17 protein-coding genes and 2 pseudogenes are annotated in these 18,685 nt (G+C 67.3%); 12 read left to right on the forward strand and 7 right to left on the reverse strand.

All coding sequences use genetic code 11. The features are described 5' to 3' along the window. The first annotated feature begins 173 nt into the window (after positions 1-173). Entirely contained in the window at positions 174-722 is a 549-nt protein-coding gene (locus tag OMK73_RS22245; RefSeq protein ID WP_267603962.1) for a YaeQ family protein, read from the forward strand. A 96-nt stretch (positions 723-818) separates the two neighbouring features. Then, positions 819-1,166: an FKBP-type peptidyl-prolyl cis-trans isomerase gene (locus OMK73_RS22250; protein ID WP_006162999.1), complete on the forward strand. Its 348-nt coding sequence runs from the start codon at positions 819-821 to the stop codon at positions 1,164-1,166. A gap of 119 nt (positions 1,167-1,285) precedes the next feature. Here the strand turns inward: OMK73_RS22250 and OMK73_RS22255 are convergent, their stop codons facing one another. Continuing rightward, positions 1,286-1,606: a hypothetical protein gene (locus tag OMK73_RS22255; RefSeq protein WP_043348426.1), complete on the reverse strand. Its 321-nt coding sequence runs from the start codon at positions 1,604-1,606 to the stop codon at positions 1,286-1,288. 99 nt (positions 1,607-1,705) lie between these two features. Next, the gene (locus OMK73_RS22260) at positions 1,706-2,596 is read right to left on the reverse strand and encodes a DUF1223 domain-containing protein (protein WP_267603963.1); all 891 of its coding nucleotides are present in this window, start codon (positions 2,594-2,596) and stop codon (positions 1,706-1,708) included. A gap of 125 nt (positions 2,597-2,721) precedes the next feature. Between OMK73_RS22260 and OMK73_RS22265 the strand changes: the two genes are divergently transcribed. Then, positions 2,722-3,426 (forward strand): gamma-glutamylcyclotransferase, encoded by a 705-nt coding sequence (locus OMK73_RS22265; RefSeq protein ID WP_267603964.1) that lies wholly within the window; start codon positions 2,722-2,724, stop codon positions 3,424-3,426. Between the two features lie 16 nt (positions 3,427-3,442). Beyond that, positions 3,443-4,246, forward strand: coding sequence for an ankyrin repeat domain-containing protein (locus tag OMK73_RS22270; RefSeq protein ID WP_267603965.1), 804 nt, complete (start codon positions 3,443-3,445; stop codon positions 4,244-4,246). A 68-nt stretch (positions 4,247-4,314) separates the two neighbouring features. On the opposite strand, the gene OMK73_RS22275 is transcribed toward OMK73_RS22270, so the two are convergent. Further along, positions 4,315-6,054 (reverse strand): long-chain fatty acid--CoA ligase, encoded by a 1,740-nt coding sequence (locus OMK73_RS22275; protein WP_267606468.1) that lies wholly within the window; start codon positions 6,052-6,054, stop codon positions 4,315-4,317. Between the two features lie 261 nt (positions 6,055-6,315). Here OMK73_RS22275 and trxA point away from each other — a divergent pair, with 261 nt between their 5' ends. Beyond that, positions 6,316-7,161: a thioredoxin gene (trxA, locus tag OMK73_RS22280; protein WP_267603966.1), complete on the forward strand. Its 846-nt coding sequence runs from the start codon at positions 6,316-6,318 to the stop codon at positions 7,159-7,161. Between the two features lie 66 nt (positions 7,162-7,227). Continuing rightward, complete coding sequence (locus OMK73_RS22285) at positions 7,228-7,617, forward strand: cupin domain-containing protein (protein WP_267603967.1); 390 nt, start codon at positions 7,228-7,230, stop codon at positions 7,615-7,617. Here OMK73_RS22285 and OMK73_RS22290 read toward each other — a convergent pair. Then, complete coding sequence (locus OMK73_RS22290; RefSeq protein ID WP_267603968.1) at positions 7,614-8,054, reverse strand: bacteriohemerythrin; 441 nt, start codon at positions 8,052-8,054, stop codon at positions 7,614-7,616. The genes OMK73_RS22285 and OMK73_RS22290 overlap by 4 nt on opposite strands. A 155-nt stretch (positions 8,055-8,209) precedes the next feature. Here OMK73_RS22290 and OMK73_RS22295 point away from each other — a divergent pair, with 155 nt between their 5' ends. Then, a complete protein-coding gene (locus OMK73_RS22295; protein ID WP_267603969.1) occupies positions 8,210-8,788 on the forward strand; it encodes an AAA family ATPase in 579 nt (192 codons plus the stop codon). 22 nt (positions 8,789-8,810) lie between these two features. On the opposite strand, the gene tcdA is transcribed toward OMK73_RS22295, so the two are convergent. Next, positions 8,811-9,722, reverse strand: coding sequence for a tRNA cyclic N6-threonylcarbamoyladenosine(37) synthase TcdA (tcdA, locus tag OMK73_RS22300; RefSeq protein WP_267603970.1), 912 nt, complete (start codon positions 9,720-9,722; stop codon positions 8,811-8,813). A gap of 187 nt (positions 9,723-9,909) precedes the next feature. Here tcdA and OMK73_RS22305 point away from each other — a divergent pair. The 5 genes and pseudogenes from OMK73_RS22305 to OMK73_RS22325 all read left to right on the forward strand — a co-directional run bounded on the left by OMK73_RS22305 (position 9,910) and on the right by OMK73_RS22325 (position 16,975). Beyond that, positions 9,910-12,200 (forward strand): annotated as a pseudogene (locus OMK73_RS22305) (AsmA family protein). Positions 12,201-12,498: 298 nt separating this feature from the next. After that, the gene (locus OMK73_RS22310; RefSeq protein WP_267603971.1) at positions 12,499-13,692 is read left to right on the forward strand and encodes an MFS transporter; all 1,194 of its coding nucleotides are present in this window, start codon (positions 12,499-12,501) and stop codon (positions 13,690-13,692) included. Between the two features lie 139 nt (positions 13,693-13,831). Then, positions 13,832-14,470, forward strand: coding sequence for a pyridoxamine 5'-phosphate oxidase (gene pdxH, locus OMK73_RS22315; RefSeq protein ID WP_267603972.1), 639 nt, complete (start codon positions 13,832-13,834; stop codon positions 14,468-14,470). A 179-nt stretch (positions 14,471-14,649) separates the two neighbouring features. Further along, positions 14,650-15,882 carry an SAM-dependent methyltransferase gene (locus OMK73_RS22320; RefSeq protein WP_267603973.1) on the forward strand — a complete coding sequence of 411 codons (1,233 nt, stop codon included), beginning with the start codon at positions 14,650-14,652 and terminating at the stop codon, positions 15,880-15,882. An 8-nt stretch (positions 15,883-15,890) separates the two neighbouring features. Continuing rightward, positions 15,891-16,975, forward strand: a pseudogene (locus OMK73_RS22325) (DUF72 domain-containing protein). Between the two features lie 16 nt (positions 16,976-16,991). Here the strand turns inward: OMK73_RS22325 and msrA are convergent. Together msrA and OMK73_RS22335 are read right to left on the reverse strand one after the other, a co-directional pair. Then, the gene (gene msrA / locus OMK73_RS22330) at positions 16,992-17,534 is read right to left on the reverse strand and encodes a peptide-methionine (S)-S-oxide reductase MsrA (RefSeq protein WP_267603974.1); all 543 of its coding nucleotides are present in this window, start codon (positions 17,532-17,534) and stop codon (positions 16,992-16,994) included. A gap of 99 nt (positions 17,535-17,633) precedes the next feature. Next, positions 17,634-18,587 (reverse strand): cyclase family protein, encoded by a 954-nt coding sequence (locus OMK73_RS22335; RefSeq protein WP_267606469.1) that lies wholly within the window; start codon positions 18,585-18,587, stop codon positions 17,634-17,636. Between the last annotated feature and the right edge of the window lie 98 nt (positions 18,588-18,685).

The raw sequence follows: 18,685 nt of genomic DNA on the forward strand, positions 1-18,685 counted from the left end.
ACCGGCCACTTGCTGGGCGATGCCTGGCAAAACCAGCCCGGCTTTGCCGACAGGCTGAGCGCGATCACACTGCGCGCCGTGGCCCCTGAGAGGCCAGCGCGAGATTGCCGCGCCCGATTCACGTATGATGCGGCCTTTCGCTTCTCGCAGCCTTTGCCGCCCCCGCTTCCTTCATGGCTCTTAAATCCACCATCTTCAAGGCCGAACTGTCCGTATCCGACATGGATCGGCCCTATTACGGCAGCCACGCCCTGACCATTGCCAAGCACCCGTCGGAAAACGACGCGCGCATGATGGTGCGGCTGCTGGCCTTTGCCTGCGAAGCCAGCGAAACCCTGGCCTTCACCCGCGGCCTGGATGAGCCCGACGAGCCGGACCTGTGGGAAAAGACCCTGACCGGCGACATCGCGCACTGGATCGAGCTGGGCCAGCCCGACGAATCGCGCCTGAAGCGCGCCGCGGCCCGTGCCGATCGCGTCACCGTGTTCACCTACAATGGTGCAAGCGCGCGTGAATGGTGGAAGGGCATGGCCGGCAAGGCGGGCAAGCTGCGCAACGTGACCATTTACAATGTGCCGGCCGAGGCGGTGGAAGCACTTGCCGCCCTGGCGCAGCGCGCCATGCGGCTGTCGGTCACGATCCAGGATAGCGAGATCTGGGTCAGCGACGACGACCACAACGTCCGCATCACGCTCGAAGTCCTGCAACAGCCAGCGGGCTGAGCCATTTCCGTTTCACCAATCCGCCCGGTGCGGCCGGCTCGCCGCCAGCCTCACCGAACCCGTGACCCTCGCTGATACAGCACAAGGAAGCCATCCATGAATACCACTCCCTCCGGCCTGCAATTTGAAGACACCGTCACCGGCGAAGGCGCCGAAGCCACGGCAGGCAAGCATGTCACGGTGCATTACACCGGCTGGCTCTACGAGAACGAACAAGCCGGCCGCAAGTTCGACTCGAGCAAGGACCGCAACGACCCCTTCGTGTTCCCGCTGGGCGCCGGCCACGTCATCCGCGGCTGGGATGAAGGCGTGCAAGGCATGAAGGTTGGCGGCACCCGCCGCCTGGTGATCCCGGCCGAGCTGGGCTACGGCGCGCGCGGCGCGGGCGGCGTGATTCCGCCGAACGCCACGCTGCTGTTCGAAGTGGAACTGCTGGCAGTCTGATCGCCTGGCCGCCGCCCGCCAGCGGCGGCCAGCGACATCCCGTCCCGCACCTTGCGCGGATGGGGCAAAGAGGGCGCCCGTGGGCGCCCTCTTTGCATTCCGCTGCGGCCAGGCCGCGATCAGAAGCTGATCGCGGCGTTGCCCACGTCGACCCGCACCTTGTCGCGGTCCAGCAGGCGGGCAGCATGGCGGGCGTAGTCCTGGGCCCACGCCGCATCGCCGCTAAAGCGCTGCTCGCCGGAGAACTTCGCCACGCTGAGGATCTTGTCGATCACCAGCACCTTGCCTACCGGACTGGAGGCCTGGCAATCGAGCTCGGCGTATTCGCGGTCGAACCAGCGCCAGCCAGCATCCTCGGTGACCGCCGCCAACTCTGCGTCGCCAATGGTGAAGCCAAATTCCTTGCCGGTACCGAAAACTACCGTGAGCGTGCGCGCCATAGCCTGTTCTCCTGGTTGATGCGCCATTGTAAAGACATAGCAGGCGATACCGCCACCTTGCCCCGCAGATAGTGTCAGTCCGCGAGGTTAGCCCCAGCGTCACCCAGGTAACTCGCAGCGCGGCGCCAGCACGGCCTGCGCTACCTCGGCGCCGGGCTGCTGCGCGAAGGCTACCCAGGCCAGCTTGCTCGGGTCGGCCCCGGCCGGCAGCGGCACGCTGCCCGACCAGGCCAGCCCCTCGGGCGGCACGGCGAAGGGCCCCAGCCATAACCGCACCACACGCTCGTGATGCAAGGTGGCGCCCTGGTTCTCGCCGGCCTTCACCGCCGACACCAGCCCGTCCTCGACCAGCGCGGCATAGGCCTGCAATGGCCCGGAGCGGGCTGCGGGCGTCACGTTCAGCGCGACCTGCACCTGTGCCGCGGAGAGCGCCTGCCAGCCCAGCCGGAGCGAGGCGCCAGGCGCTTGCGCATTGATCTCGGCGACGCGCGCCGCGACCTCGCCTGCGTCTTGCCAGCGGCGCTGCTCGCGCGCGCCGACAAACACCTCGGGCGTATATACCGTATGACTGCCGACGGCGCGCGCCAGCATGCGCTGGCGCGCGGTAGACACCGGGCTGGCAAAGCGGTCGCGCCAGCCAAGGCTGTCCCAGTAGTCGACGTGCAGCGCCAGCGCCAGTGCCTGTGAAGCCGGCAGTCGAGCGGCCTGCGTGCCAAGCCAGCGATCGGCCGGCGGGCAGCTGTTGCAGCCCTCCGAGGTGTAGAGCTCGATCAGCGCGAGCCGCTGGGGCGGGCTGTCGTGCAGGCACGCGGCCGGCACGGCGCCGGCCGCCGCGCGCACCGGGCCGGCCAGCGCGGCGAGCATCAGCACCGGCGCCCAGCGCAGCGGCCAGGACCTGGGCTTGCAGGATTGCCGGGAGGGATTGCGCGGCCCGGCATCCCGGTACATGTTGGCAGCGGCCTGCGCCGATTGTTCGAGATGGGTGTGCATGCTGGACCTCCGAAGGCTGCCTGACCGTTGTCAGTCGCACACAACCTGCCGGACCTTACAGACATTTCTGCGTGCCATGTGGTTTCCATGCCGCCTGCCGCGCAGCTTTGGATTATGCTTGCATCATGGCCATCACCCGACAAGATCTCGAAACAGATCGGCTGCGTGCTTCTCTTTGCAGCACGCCAGTGGCTTCCTCGCTACTTCCCGAAGAAGCTTTCGAACGTTCCCTGCGCGCTACGCTGGACCAGCGGCCGGATACGCCCGGGCTGGCCGGCGATGTCCTGCTGTTCGGCTATGGCTCGCTGATCTGGAACCCGATGGTGATTCACACGGATCGCCAGCTGGCTAGCGTGCATGGCTACCACCGCGGCTTCTACCTGTACTCGCGCATCAACCGCGGCACCTGGGACGACCCGGGCCTGGTGCTCGCGCTAGACCGCGGCGGTTCGTGCCACGGCGTCGTCTTCCGCATCCCCCATCACATGATCGAGCAGGAATTCCGCCTGCTGTGGCGCCGCGAGATGCTGACCGGCGCCTACCATCCGCGCTGGCTCAACGTGAAGATGGCCGGCAGCCCGCGGCAGCGCGCGCTGGCCTTCGTGATGAACCGTCAGCACGAGGCCTATGCCGGGCGCCTGCCGGACGACCGCGTGGTCGCCTGCCTGCGCCACGCCTGCGGCCTGTATGGCCCGGCCCGCGAATACCTGCAGCAAACGCTGCTCGGGCTTGCCACCAACGGGGTCGACGATCCCTACCTGGGACGGCTCTGGCGCCGGCTGCAGGATACGGATGCCACGGCCGCACAGGCTGTCAGCGAAACCGCCTGACCCAGGAACGACCAGCATGCCACGCCCTGCTGCCCGCCCCCGCCGACTGGTGCTTGCCGAAGTGCTGGGGCTGACCGGATTGCTGATGGGCGGCGCGCTGCTGGCCGGCCCCGGTGGATCGACGCTGGCCGCGCGCCCTGCCGGCAGCGGCCCGGCCCAGTCTTCGCCGCGCTCGCACGGGCAAGGCGCCGCCGGCTCCGCCGCGCCGGCGCACGATAGCGTTGGCGGGCTCGACCGCAATCTGCTTGCCGCGGCAACGCTGGGAGACCTCGAGCTGGTCAAGCGCTTGCTGGCTTCCGGCGCTTCCGCCCAGGCCGCCGACGAACGTGGCCGCAGCGCCTTGCTGGTGGCGGTCTACAGCCGCCACGCCGAGGTCGCCAAGGCACTGGTGGCGGCAGGCGCCGATGTCAACCGCAAGGACATGGAATCCAACAGCCCATTCCTGCTGGCCGCGTCCACCGGGCAGCTTGAGCTGGTGCAGCTGTCGCTGGCGCATGGCGCCGACATCAACAGCACGGACAGCTACGACAACACCGCCCTGATCGCCGCGTGCGAGCATGGCAATACCGAAGTGGTAAAGGTCTTGTTGAAAGCCGGCGTGGCGGTCGACCATATCAACCGCCAGGGCTGGACCGCTTTGCTGGAGACCATCGTCATGGGCGATGGCAGCGCGCGGTATGAAGACACGGTGCAGTTGCTGCTGGACGCGGGCGCGGACGCCAACCTCGCCGACCGGGATGGCACCACCCCGACCCGGCACGCGCGCGAGCGCAGCTACAAGACCATGGTGAAGATGCTGGTGCGCGTGCGCGGGCACTGACGCGGGCACGGATGTGCCCGCGCGCGTCCCGCTGTTGCAACGCTACCCGGCCAGGCCGCTCAGGCCGTTCATGCCGCCGCCGGCTTCGACTCCGCGCTGCGCGCGTTCTCGCTTTCCTGCAGCGCGCGCCACATCACCTTGCCCGTGCCCGACTTGGGCAGCGCGTCGACAAACTCCACCACGCGCGGGTACTTGTAGGCCGCCATGTTTTCCTTGGCCCACTCGATGATTTCCTCGGGCGTGGTCTTGCCCTTGGCATGCGTCTTGAGCACCACCACCGCCTTGACGGTTTCGCCCCGATACGCATCGCGCGTGCCGATGATGCAGGCTTCCTGCACGTCGGGATGCTTGTACAGCAGGTTCTCCACCTCGGCGGGCCACACCTTGAACCCCGACGCGTTGATCATGCGCTTGAGCCGGTCGGTGATGAAGTAGTAGCCCTCTTCGTCCATGCGGCCCAGGTCGCCGGTGCGGAAGAAGGTCTTGCCATCGAACTCGATGAAGGCATCGCGCGTGGCATCCGGCTTGCCCCAGTAGCCCTTGAACACCTGCGGGCCGCACACGATGATCTCGCCGATCTCATTGACCGCCACTTCCTTGAGCGTGACCGGGTCGATCACGCGTGCGTCGGTATTGAAGGTGGGCACGCCCAGGCACTGCAGCTTGGGCCGGTCGCCCGGATTGCTGTGGGTCGGCGCCATGGTTTCGGACAAGCCATAGCCTTCGATGTAGTTGAGGCCGAACTGCTGCTTCAGACGCTCCGCCACCGCCTGCGGCATGGCCGCGCCGCCGCCGCCGATATAGCGCAGGCTCGACAGGTCGAACTGGTCCAGGTTCGGGCTGCCCAGGAAGTCGATCACCATGGTCGGGATGTTGGTCCAGTGCGTGACCTGGAAGCGCGAGATCAGGCGGCCCGCGACTTCCCGGTCCCAGCGCGGCAGCATCACCACGGTGGCACCGCTGTAGATCGGGCCGTTCATGCCGTACTGCATGCCGGTCACGTGGAACAGCGGCAGCACCGCCAGGATCGTCGATTCCGCGCCGCTGCCGCTCCAGGTGCCGCCACCGATCACGTTGTGCATGACGGAACGGTGGGTGTGGATGCAGCCCTTGGGAAAGCCGGTGGTACCCGAGGTGTAGGGCATCACCGCCATATCGTCCGGGCCCGCGGTATGCGGGCCAGGCACCAGTTGCGCGGCCAGCGCCTCGGTCCACGGGGTGGCGCCGGCCGGCAGCGGATGCTGCGCGGTCAGCCAGGCACCGGGGGCGTCTTCGGGGTTCTCGTAGCTGGCCGGCAGCGCGTCGCTGTATTGCGTGACCAGCAGGTGCTGCAGGCGCTGCAGGCGCTGCTCGGGCGGCAGCTCATTGTTGGCTTGCTCGGCGCCCATGGCCAGATCCGCGCTGCAGATCGCCACGCTGGCCTGCGCGTCGGTGATGTAGTGCTTGAATTCCTCGGCCCGGTTCATCGGGTTGACCGGCACGACCACGGCATCCGCGCGCAGGATCGCGTAGTACGCAATGATGAATTGCGGGCAGTTCTGCATATACAGCAGCACCCGGTCGCCCTTCTTCACGCCGGCCTTTTGCTGCAGCCAGCCCGCCATGGCGCTGGCCTGGGCTTCCAGCGCCCGGAAGGTGATGGCGTTGCCGAAATAGCGGATGGCCGCCTTGTCGGCGTAGCGATGGGCGGAGACCACCAGGTTGTACCAGAGCGAGGTCTCCGGCAACACGATCTCGGTAGGCATGCGCTTGGGCCAGAACTGGAAATGCGGGCGCGCGGGCTGGGGGTCTGCATAAAGGTCTCCTATGCGGTCTATCCGACCTAATCTTGGGATGCGAGGCGAGGAATGAATCTGGTGAAGCTGGCAATCGGTCAAGCAATATAACCGAACGACCGTTCTTTTTTCAATCCATCCTTACCCTTGCCCGTGCCTGTGCTCTTGCGTGCGCCGGCTTCGATGCCGCATTGTCAAGGTTGCATTCGGCGGGATAGCCCCAATATAAGGCGCATGACGTCATTGCCCGGGCGGAGCCTTTCGCGCGGGCGTCCCACACTCCGAGGCCAAGCCATGAGCGACGTAACCCTGCAGAATTTTGACGCCGACGTGATCGAGACGTCGCGCCATATCCCGGTGCTGGTGGATTTCTGGGCGCCGTGGTGCGGCCCTTGCCGCACCTTGGGGCCGATGCTGGAAAAGCTTGAGGGCGAGGCGGCCGGCAAATGGCGGCTGACCAAGGTGAACGTGGATGAGAACCAGGAGCTGGCCTCGCATTTCGGCGTGCGCAGCATTCCCCACGTGGTGGCGTTTGCCGACGGCCAGGCGGTGGACCAGTTCACCGGCGTGCTGCCGGAATCCGGGCTGCGCGAGTTTATTGCCCGCGTGATGCCCGACCCGGGCAAGGTGGCACTGCGCGCTGCCCGCGACGCCGCCGCCGCGGGCGACCGCGAGGCGGCCAGGTCGGCGTTCCAGGCGGCGCTGGCGTTCGACCCCGGCTTTGACGCGGCTCGCCTCGAATATATCGGCTTCCTGCTGGACGAAGACGCACTGGACCAGGCCCAGTCGGAGTTCGGCATGCTGTCCCCGAATGCGGCCGAGGAGGACGGCTACGCAGCGCTCTGCACCCGGATCGAAGCCATGCGCGGTGCGTCGGACCTGCCGGACGCGGCCACCCTGGCGGCCCGCATCGCCGAAGCGCCCGGCGACCTGCAGGCGCGGCTGGACCTGGCGCGCGCGCTGATCGCGCACCGGCAATATGAGTCGGCGCTGGAGCAACTGCTGGCCATCGCGCGCACGGACCGCACCTTCGAGGACGATATCGGCCGCACGGCCATGCTGTCGGTATTCAAGCTGATGAGCGATCAGCCCGACGTGGTGTCGCGCTATCGCCGGCTGCTGGCCTCGGCGCTCAATTAAACTGGCGGATGCATGCGGCGGGCCAGGCCCGCCGTTTTATCCGCCCAGCCAACTCCCCGTTCCGCCGTGACTGCCTCCCCGCCCCGCCTGATCGACTTCCAGACCGACCACGAACCGCTGCCCAGCCACGACCGTCCGCACCCCGACCGGCTGGTCGCCGGCAACCCGGACCGCACCACCTGGACGCACTACAGCGCCAGCCAGGGCGACTTCGATTGCGGCATCTGGGCCTGCGAGCCGGGCGCGTGGCGCATTGCGTTTCCGGCCGGCAAGGAGGAGTTCTTCCATGTCATCAGCGGCCGCCTGCGTATCAGCGACGACGCGGGCAACGCCCGTGAGTTCGGCCCCGGCGACGCCTGCGTGATCCCGGCCGGCTTCACCGGCCTGTTCGAGGTGATCGAGCCGGTGCGCAAGCACTTTGTCGTGCTGGACCGGGCTGCCGCCGACGCCATCTAGGCCGCCTGCTCCGCCGGCGCCTCGATCAGGCTGAAGCCGTTTTCGCGCATGTGGTTGACCATCATCGCGTCCATCGCCTTCACGTGCTGGTCGAACCAGCCGGGCAGCTCCGACAAGAGCCGCCGGCCCAGCGCCAGGTCGCCCTCGGCCACCTTGTCGCGCACCGCGCCGGCCACCGCCAGCACCTGCTCGTGCTCGCCGCGATGGCAATGCTGCGGACCGAAGGCCATCGCCTCCATCCACGCTTGCTCCTGGCCGAAATGATGGCGGGTATGGTCGATCCATTCGTCCAGGGCCGCCAGGAAGCCAGCGTCGTCGGCGCGCGTGGCAGCGTCCAGCAACTGTACGAACTCGGCGTGGGTCGCATCGGTGACCGGCTCGCCCAACAGCAGGTCAGGGGCCAGTGTGGCGGTGCTCGGAGAAGAGGAATCGGTCATATAGGGGGACAAAATCAGGCAAACCGCAAGGATACCGAATCCGCGGCGGCGCGGCCTGATCCAGAACAAAGCGGGGCGCCGCCAGGGCTGCCGGCGCTCGCAGGGTATGCTCAAGGCTGGCTCTTTCATTGCACCAGGCTGATCCCTGGCTTCCCATGCCCCGACTGCTCTTCTTCTGCGGCCATGCCGGCACCGGCAAGACCACCCTGGCCCACCGCCTGATCGGCCCGCTGATGCAGGCCACCGGCGAGCCGTTCTGCCTGCTCGACAAGGACACGCTCTATGGCGGCTACAGCGCCGCGGCAATGGGCGCGCTGACCGGCGACCCGAACGACCGCGACAGCCCGACCTACCTCAAGCACCTGCGCAACGCCGAATACCATGGCCTGCTGGATACCGCGCGGGAAAACCTCGCCCTGGGCATCAGCGTGATCGTGGTGGGCCCGCTATCGCGCGAGGTGCGCGACCACCTGCTGCACGATCCCGAATGGCTGCGCGTGTCCGCCGGCACCATCGTGCGCACCCTGTGGGTGCACCTGCCCGAAGACGAGGCCCGCGCGCGCATCGTCAAGCGCGCCAATCCCAACGATGCCTACAAGCTGGCGCACTGGGACGACTACCGCACCCGACGCTTCATGCCCGAGCCGGCACAGCACCCCGAGTTGACCTACTTCGACAATACGGCGCCGAACGACGCCGCTGTGGACGCCCTGCTCGCCACGCTCGCGGCGTAGCGATAGCGATGTGCCCGGGCGCTCATTCCGGTGTGGGGATGGCGTCCGGCGCCGTGAGCGCGGCCAGCACGCTTGACGCCGCCACCATCCCGAACACCGCGGTGACCGCCACCGACGAGCCAAAGCCGGCGCAGGCCAGCCCCTGCGGGCCGGCCGGCGGCTCGGTCGACGCGCCTGGCGCGGCTTCCGGGGCCTCGTCGATCTCGCAGGACTGCTGCTCGGGCTCCGGATAGCGCAGCGGCTCGTCGGAGAAGACCGCGTCGATGCCGAACTTGCGCTTGGGGTTGCGCGGCCAGCCCCAGTCCTTGCGCAGGGTAGAGCGCACCTTGGCCAGCAGCGGATCCTGCACGGTGCGGGAAAAATCGACCACGCGGATGCGGGTCGGGTCAAGCTGGCCGCCGGCGCCGCCGCAGGTGATGATGCGCCGGCCTACGCGGCGCGCCCAGCCCAGCATGGCGATCTTGACCTTGACCGAGTCGATCGCATCGATGATGTAGTCGTGCCCGTCGAGCAGTTCGACCAGGTTCTCCGGGGTCACGAAATCGTCCACCTCCGTCACCCGGCAGCGCGGGTTGATCTGCACCATGCGCTCCGCCATGGCCTGCACCTTGGCGCGGCCATAGGCATCGCCCAGCGCGTGGATCTGGCGGTTGGTGTTGGATACCGCGATATGGTCGAGATCGATCAGCGTGACACGGCCGACCGCATTGCGCGCCAGCGCCTCGGCCGCCCAGCTGCCCACCCCGCCGATGCCGACCACGCAAACGCTGGCCGCCTCCAGCCGCGCCAGGCCCGCCGCGCCATACAGGCGCGCCACGCCACCGAAGCGCCGGTGGTAGTCGTCATCCTCCGGGCTCTCGTGGGTAAGGGCCGGCGGCAGTTGCGCCAGCTCCGGTTCCGGCTGGGTGGAAGTTGCGGGGACGAGGTTGCTCATTTCTACGCTCGAAGCTGGCTGAATTGGAGGACACTGCGGGGAAAAGCGCGCGTTGCCGCACCTTGTCAGCCAAGCGCCGACAGGGAAACGGGGCGCGCAACTATACAATACCCACAGCAGTGGTTCGACCGCCGCATTGTCTCGCAGAGAGCTCGCGGCTGCCGGCGCCAATCAGGAAACCGATCCCATGCCCCTGCGCCGCAAGGCTGTTCTCTGGAGTGTACTGACGCCGCTGGTGCTCATCGCGGCGCTGGTCGTGATCATTCTGACCTTCGACTGGAGCCGGCTCAAGCCATGGCTGAACCAACGGGTTACCGACGCCATCGGCCGGCCTTTCGCCGTGAACGGCGACCTCACCCTGACCTGGCGCAGCGCCGAGGGCGAGACCGGCTGGCACACCTGGGTTCCCTGGCCGCGCCTTTCGGCGCGGGATATCACCATCGGCAACCCGGAATGGGCACACGAGGCCAACTTTGCCACCGTGCGCGAGCTGATCTTCGTGCTGCGCCCGCTACCCCTCCTCTCCCACCAGATCTCGATCCCCACCATCACCGTCGACAGCCCCGCGGTCTGGCTGGAGCGGCTGGCCGACCAGCGCAACAACTGGACCTTCGCCACGCCCGCGGGCAAAGCGCCCTCGCAGTGGCGGCTCGACATCGGCGAGATCTCGCTGGCGCGCGGGGACCTGGCGCTGAACGACCAAGCAATGAAGATTGAGCTGCAGGCGCGCCTGGACACCATCGGCGACGCCGCCCTCTATGACAAGACCCGCGACGGCGCCCTGATCGCGCCGCCGGCATCCGGCTCGGCCGGCGCGGGCGCATCGGGCCCGGCCAGCGCGGCCGGCCAGCCCGGCGGCACAAGCGCCGCCGGCAACGCCGGCCAGCGCTATGGCATCCGCTGGAAGGCCACGGGACGCTACAACCAGGCCACCATCAACGCCACCGGCAAGGCCGGCACGGTGTTGAGCCTGCGCGACACCCAGGATCCCTTCCCCTGCAGGCCGATGTGCGGGTGGGCAATACCCGCGCGGTCGTGGAAGGCACGCTGACCAACCCCGCCCACCTGGGCGCGCTGGACATGCACCTGCAGCTGTCGGGCGACAGTATGGCCAAGCTGTACGCACTGACCGGCATCGTGCTGCCGAGCACCCCGCCCTACGAGACCCGTGGCCGGCTCGTTGCCACATTGCGCAAGGGCGCGTCCGTGTACCGCTACGACAAGTTTTCCGGGCGCGTCGGCGGCAGCGACCTGAACGGCTCGCTCACCTACACGCAGCGCCAGCCGCGCCCCATGCTGTCGGGCGAACTGGAATCGAACCAGCTGCGCTTCGAGGACCTGGCCCCGCTGATTGGTGCGAACGCCAAGCCCGGGCAGGCGGCCCCCGACAGCACAGTGCGCCAGCCCGCCGACAAGGCGCTGCCGGTGGCGCCGTTCCGCACCGAGCGCTGGGACAGCATCGACGCCGACGTGAAGTTCACCGGCAAGCGCATCATCCGTACCGTCGACCTGCCGATCACCGACCTCGTCACCCATCTCAAGCTCGAGGATGGCGTGCTGACGCTGGACCCGCTGAATTTTGGCGTGGCCGGCGGCAACCTGATGTCTTCCCTGCAGCTCAATGGCAAGCGCGAGCCGCTGGCGGCGACCATCGACATGAAGGCACGCCACCTCAAGCTCAATCAGCTGTTCCCGAAATTCGAGACGATGCGCGCCAGCGTCGGCGAGGTCAACGGCAGTGCCAAGCTGAGCGCCACCGGCAACTCGGTGGCGGCCTTGCTAGGCTCGTCCAATGGCGAAGCCAAGCTGCTGGTGGAAAACGGCACGGTCAGCAAGTTCCTGCTGGAGGCGATGGGCCTGAATGTGGGCAGCGTGGTGATCTCCAAGCTGTTCGGCGACAAGCCGGTGCAGATCAATTGCGGCGTCAGCGACTTCAGCTTCACCAAAGGCGTGGCGCGCTCGCGCGTCTTCGTCATCGATACCCACGACGCCGTGATCGACACCAGCGGCGCCATCGACCTTGCCAGCGAGCGGCTTGCGCTCACCGTACGGCCGGATTCCAAGGGCCTGCGCATCTTCTCGCTGCGCTCGCCGCTTTATGTAGGCGGCACGCTGAAAAAACCCTCGGTCAGCCCGGACATCGGCGTGCTGGCATTGCGCACCGGCGGCGTGGTGGCACTGGCGCTGGCAGCGCCGGTGGCCACGGCAGTCTTGCCCTTGATCGATCTCTCCACGGCCCCCGACAGCCAGTGCGGCAAGCTGCTGGCGGAGATTCGCACGCGCCCGACCGCCCCGCCGCCCGGGCAGACCTACCGCGACCCGAAGACCGGCAAGACCAACCAGGCGGCCGGCCCCGCACCGTCGCCCGACGCGCAATCCGCGCCTGCGGCCGCGGCGCCGGTCAAGCCCGCTGAACCGTCGCGCCCCGCCACACCCGAGCGGCCGGCGCCGGGCAGCTCGCTCTATCAGGGCGGCTGAAAAGACGGCTGAACACCACCGCGCCAGCCCGGCAGCAACCCGCGGCGTTGCCTGTTTGCGACACTGATCCTTTCGACGACGCAATTTCGCAACACTTTGGTGCATTGCAACGCAAGCCATCGTTGTGTATCGCCCACGTTCGATCGCATAATTAAACAGCCATTTACAACGAAGTTTTCAATACGTGGCATGAAGCGGATGTCCGGCTCCGATGCATTTCGAGGCTGGCGTCCTTCTCAGGGTGCGGTCTCGGCCGCACTTGTTTTTCCCGATTTTCCCTTCCAGCCCCCGCCCCTGCATGACGCCGCTACACGCCACCGTCCCGCCGATCAGCTGCCTGATCGCGCTAACGGTGTGCAATCACGTAGCCTTCAATGCCAGCCGCGTCGTGGTTTCGCTGTTCGCCCTCTCGCTCAAAGCCTCGACCGTCACGCTCGGCATCCTGATGTCGCTCTATGCGCTGCTGCCGATGCTGCTCGCGATCCATGCGGGCAAGCGCATCGACGAGATCGGGCCGCGCAAGCCGATGACCGCGGGCTCGCTGATGGTAGTCGCGGGCACGCTGCTGCCGGCGGTGTGGCCGGGCATCGCGGCGCTCTATCTTTCCTGTGCGCTGATCGGCGTCGGCTTCATGCTGGTGCAGGTCGCCATGCAACTGCTGATCGGACAGATTTCCACCGATGGCACGCGGCTGCGCAACTACACGCTGCACGCGCTGGGATTGTCGTTCTCCGGCACGCTGGGCCCGGTGGTGATGGGCTATGTGATCGAGCACGCTGGCTACCGGCCTGCTTTCTTCGTGCTGGTGGCGGTGGCCGCGGCCGGGCTGATCGGCCTGCATTTCGTGCGCGGGCGGCTGCCGGCGCAGGGCGGGCGGGCGGCGCGCAGCGCGATCGTGGACGGCACCCGCAACTCCACCCTCGGTTTGCTTGCCCACCCGGAACTGCGCGCGGTCTTTATCGCCAGCGCGGTCCTGTCGGCGGCCTGGGACCTGCACGCCTTCCTCATTCCCATCCAGGGCACCCGGGTCGGACTCTCGCCGTCGTCGATCGGCTGGGTGCTGGGCGCCTTTGCCATTGCCACCTTCGCCATCCGCGTGGCGATGCCGCTGGTCTCGCGCCGGCTCTCGGAGTGGAAGGTGATCCGGGTCGCGCTGCTGGTCGGGGCGGTGGCCTACCTGCTCTACCCCTTCGTGACCGAATTCTGGCTGATGTGCTGCCTGGCGTTCCTGCTGGGCCTGGCGCTCGGCAGCGCCCAGCCCAATGTCATGAACATCCTGCACACGGCCTCGCCCACCGGGCGCGCCGGCGAGGCGCTGGGATTGCGCTCGGCCGTGCTCAATACCAGCCAGGTGGTGTGGCCGCTGACCTTTGGCGTGGTCGGCACGGCGCTTGGCATGCTGCCGATTTTCCTGTCTATGGCAGGGGCAATGGGCGTGGCCGGCTATTACTCGCGCGGCCAGACCCGCAAGCTGCCCCAGCCGCCGGCCTGAGGCGCCCACGGCATCGCGCATGAGTTGCGTGCGCGCAAATGCGGTCTGCTGCGCTTTCGCTATACTCAAATCAGACAGGCCGCCGGCGCCATGCATGCTTGCCCCGCGCGCGGCCTGCTGACTCGATACCTGATCCGACATGACCCAACTCGCCGACCTCCGCCGCACCTACGTACTCGGATCGCTGTCCGAATCCGATGTGGCGTCCGATCCCATCAGCCAGTTCCAGCGCTGGTTCGATGAAGCCATCCACGCCAAGCTCCCGGAACCCAATGCCATGACGCTGGCCACCGTCGACGCCGACGGCCAGCCTTCGGCACGCATCGTGCTGCTAAAGGGCATGGACGCCCAGGGCTTTACGTTTTTCACCAACTATGAAAGCCGCAAGGGCCTGGACCTTGCCGCCAACCCGCGCGCGGCGCTGCTGTTCCACTGGGTGCAGCTGGAGCGCCAGATACGCGTGGAAGGACACGTTGAAAAAGTGACCGATAGCGAGAGCGATGCTTACTATGCGTCGCGCCCGCTGGGCTCGCGCCTCGGGGCGTGGGCCTCGGAGCAGAGCCGCGAGGTAGCGGACCGCACGGTGCTGGAGCAGCGCGAAGCGGATTTCCGCGCCAAGTTCGGCGATAACCCGCCGCGCCCGGCGCACTGGGGCGGCTACCGGCTGGTGCCGACCCGCATCGAGTTCTGGCAGGGACGCCCGTCGCGCCTGCACGACCGGATCGCCTACCGCCTGGCGCCGGATGGCAGCTGGCAGATCGTGCGCCTGTCGCCCTGAGTACCGTGAGCGCGGTGCCGCCGGCCGCCGAGGCCGCGCACTGCACAATATTAGGAATTGTCGTAAAGTAAGTCAGGGTCGCTTTCCAGTCTTGCAAGGAAGCGGCCATCAGGAGCAGGCCCCGCCTGCCCTGTGCTGTAGTTCGAGGAGTGTGCCGCAACCATCAGGAGGGAGGCCGCATGTTTTTCAAGCAAGCACTGGACAAGCAACTGGACCACTGGATCGCCGATCTGCGCGACCGCGCCAATCTCCCCGTGAGGTTGCGGCTATGGAACGGCAACGAGTATCCGCTCGGCCGTTTCGAACATCCTTCGGTGACCCTGACCGTACGCGAGGCGGGCGCCCTGCCCCTGTTGCTCACGCCCAGCCTGGACAACCTCGGCGAGGCCTATGTCCAGGAGAAGATCGACCTGGACGGCAAGCTCAGCGATATCATCGCCGTGGCTTACCGCTTCTCGGCTGCCGCCAGCGCGCAAGCCGGCGGCGCACTGGCACGCGTGGCCCAGCATTTCGCCCACACCAAGGCAGCGGACAAGGCCTCGATCCAGTATCACTACGACGTATCCAACGAGTTCTACCGGCTCTGGCTGGACCCGGGCATGGTGTACTCCTGCGCCTACTTCGAGCATGGCAATGAAGACCTTGCCACGGCCCAGCGCAAGAAGATCGACCACATCCTGACCAAGATCCGGCTGCAGCCCGGACAGACCTTGCTCGACATCGGCTGCGGCTGGGGCGCGCTGGTGATCCGTGCGGCGCAGAAGTTCGGCGCGCGCTGCGTCGGCATCACGCTGTCGCAGAACCAGTTCGACCTGGCGACGGAACGCGTCAGGCAGGCGGGCCTGTCCGACCGCATCGAGATCCGCCTGCAGGATTACCGCGACACCGCCGGCACCTTCGACCGCATCACCAGCGTCGGCATGTTCGAGCACGTCGGCAAGAACAACCTCGCCGCCTATTTCGGCCGCATGCGCGAGCTGCTGGCCGATGATGGCTTTGCCATGAACCACGGCATCACATCGCCGGACCCCGACAGCGGCGCCACGCCCATGGACGGCTCCGAGTTCATGGATCGATACGTGTTCCCGCAGGGCGAGCTGCCGCACATCGGCATGGTGCTCAACACCCTGCAACGCGGCGGCCTGGAGGCCACCGATGTGGAGCTGATGCGCGGTCACTACCGGCGCACGCTGCAGCATTGGGCGGACAACTTCGAAGCGCAGGGTGATACCATCCGCGCCATGGTGGGCGAAAAGAAATACCGCATCTGGCGCGTCTACCTGGCAGGCTGCGGCCATGCCTTCGATACCGACCAGATGTCGATCTACCAGGTGGTTTGCCACAAGGCCGGACTCTCGTCGCAGAGCTTGCCCTGGTCGCGCCGCTACATCTACGACAAATCGCTTGACTGAAAATCGGCTTGACTGAAGACCTGTTCGGCGGCTTGCTGGAGCCGCCAGGGGTGGCCGCTGCCGGCAATGCCGCACCGCTTGCCGGAGCCACCCCGACCGAAGCCGCTGCCACCAAGCCGTCGCGCGGCAAGACCGTACTGGCGCCGCCCCGGACCCCGCCCTGCTCGCGCTGGCGCAACGCCTGCCGGCCGGGCTGCATCTCGGCACATCGTCATGGTCCTATGGCGGCTGGAACGGGCTGGTCTACCAGGGCGAGTACACCGACAGCCTGCTCTCGCGCAAAGGCCTGGCCGCCTATTCGCAGCATCCCTTGCTGCGCGCCGCCGGCATCGATCGCGGGTTCTACGCGCCGATCCCGCTTGCCGACTACGTTGCCTACGCCGCCCAGGTGCCGGCGCATTTCCGCTTCCTGGTCAAGGCGCCCGCCAGCGTGTGCGATCCGTGGCTGCGCACCTCCGAAGGCGCCGGCCGGCTGGCCAACGCCAGCTTCCTCGATGCCGAGATCGCCGCGCGCGATTTTGTCGCGCCTGCCACTGCGGGCCTTGGCGCCAAATGCGGGCCGCTGCTGTTCCAGCTCTCCCCGCTAGGCGCGATGGCCGCCGACAGTGCCGGCTTCCTGTCGAGGCTCGACGCCTTCCTCGGCGCCCTGCCGCCGCTCGACGCCGCCGCCACGCCCGATGCCCGCTACGCGGTGGAACTGCGCGATGCCGCCTTGCTCACGCCGCGCTTCATCAAGCTGCTGCGCGCACGCGGCGTGCGCTTCTGCCTGTCCGCGCGCGAACGCATGCCGCCGGCCGAACGACAATTGCCCGCACAGGCATTGATGGATGAGGGTGCACCAGGCCCCCTGGTGCTGCGGTGGATGCTGCATGCGGGCTTTGCCTACGAGCAGGCCGAATCCCGCTACGCGCCGTTTGACCGGCTGATCGACGAAGACCCGCATACCCGCGCGGTGATCGCCGAGCAGGTGGTGCGCACGCTGCGCGCGGGCCAGCCCGCCTACGTGATCGTCAGCAACAAGGCGGAAGGCTCCGCGCCGTTGACTTGCGTACGGCTGGCCGAGGCCATTGCCGAGCAGTTGGAAGCGAGCTGAGCGCAGGCCCGGCGCGTCAACGATTCAGGTGATGCGCGAACTTCTGCCGGAACTTGGCCAGCTTGGGTGAAATCACGAACGAGCAATAGCCCTGGTTCGGGTGGTTCTGGAAGTAGTTCTGATGGCTCTCCTCCGCGCGCCAGTAAGGTTGCGTGGGCTCGACCTGCGTCACCAGCGGCGCATCGTAGAGCTTGTGCTCCGCCACCTCTCGCATCACATACTCGGCCATGGCGCGCTGCGGCTCCGTGTTGGTGAAGATCACCGAGCGATACTGCGTGCCGACATCGTTGCCTTGCCGGTTGAGGGTGGTGGGATCGTGGATGGCAAAGAAGATCTCGAGGATCTCGCGGAACTTGATCACCGTGGGATCGAAGGTCACGCGCACCACTTCGGCGTGCCCGGTGTCGCCGCCGCACACCTGCTCGTAAGTCGGATGGTTCACGTGGCCGCCGGTATAGCCCGACTCCACGGCCCGTACGCCCTTGACTTGCTGGTACACCGCTTCCAGGCACCAAAAACAACCACCACCCAGCGTGGCTACCTCATGCTCGTTGTCCATCTTGATCTCTCCGGCTCGTGACAATAGGTAGCATACTCGTTCGGCACCCGTCCCGCCGCCGGAGTCTGTCGTGGCCGCCGCGCAGCGCAGCCGCTCCGGCTAGCGGATCGGCAAGGCGACCGGGCGGATCGGTGCGGCGTCGGCCCCGCGGAACTTCAATGAGGCGCCGATAAAGGCGAACTGGTAGACGCGGTCTCGCGACAACGCCTCCAGGTTCACCAGCTCGATGATCGGTGCGCCCTGCTGTGCCAGCAGATAGGTGTGTACCGGGATGTAATTGTCGGGCACCTCCGCCGGGAACGTCTCGAAGCTCAGGTTATCGGCCCCCACCACCATGGCGCCCCCTTCCTCGACCAGGAACCTGGCCGCATCCAGGCCCAGGCCCGGCGGGTTGGCCATATAGGCCTGGGCGTTTTCATAGTGCTGCATGCGCCCGGTGCGGATCAGCACCACGTCGCCCTGCTGTAGCCCCACGCCCTGCTTGTCCAGCGCCTCGCGCAGGTCCTGCCGGGTCACGCGGTAATTGTCAGGCAGCATGTCCAGCCCCTTGGCCGCGGCCACGTCGATCAGCACGCCGCGGGCGACGATCGGCGGCAGCTTCTCCGCGCCGGTCACTTTCCAGCCGCGATCGCCCAGGTGCTCGGCGGCGGAGTATCCGTTCCAGATCTTGCCGTTCAGGCCAAAGTGGTTCAGCGCATCGATATGGGTGCCCATGTGCGCGTACATGGAAACCGCCGAGCCGCTGTAGCTGACATGCCGGTTCATCGCCTCGCCCACCTGCATGGAGTCTGCCACCAGGTTGCCGTGCGGGGTATGGGTCATCCACATCTGGTACGGCGGATCGCCGGCGGCCTGCCAGCTCGGCATGCCGATGAAATAGTCCACCGCCAGGTCGTAGGCCTGCGTGCCGGAAACCCGCGCCATGATGGCCGCGCGCGAGGCTGGGGTAATGAGGTTGAGGCGGCCGATCTCATCCTTGGGACCCCAGGGGCTGACGCCCACCTGGGGTGCTGCGCCGGCGGCAGCGCTCAGCAGCGCGAACAGCAGCGGCATGGAAAAGGCGGCCAGGCGGCGCGTGGCGCTGGCGGCAGGGGTGAGGCGTTGGAACATGGGGACTCCTGACTGGATTGGCGTTTTCCACAGCAACGTGG

Origin of the sequence: Cupriavidus sp. D39 (genome assembly GCF_026627925.1) — a bacterium.
In the GTDB taxonomy this organism is placed as follows: domain Bacteria; phylum Pseudomonadota; class Gammaproteobacteria; order Burkholderiales; family Burkholderiaceae; genus Cupriavidus; species Cupriavidus ulmosensis.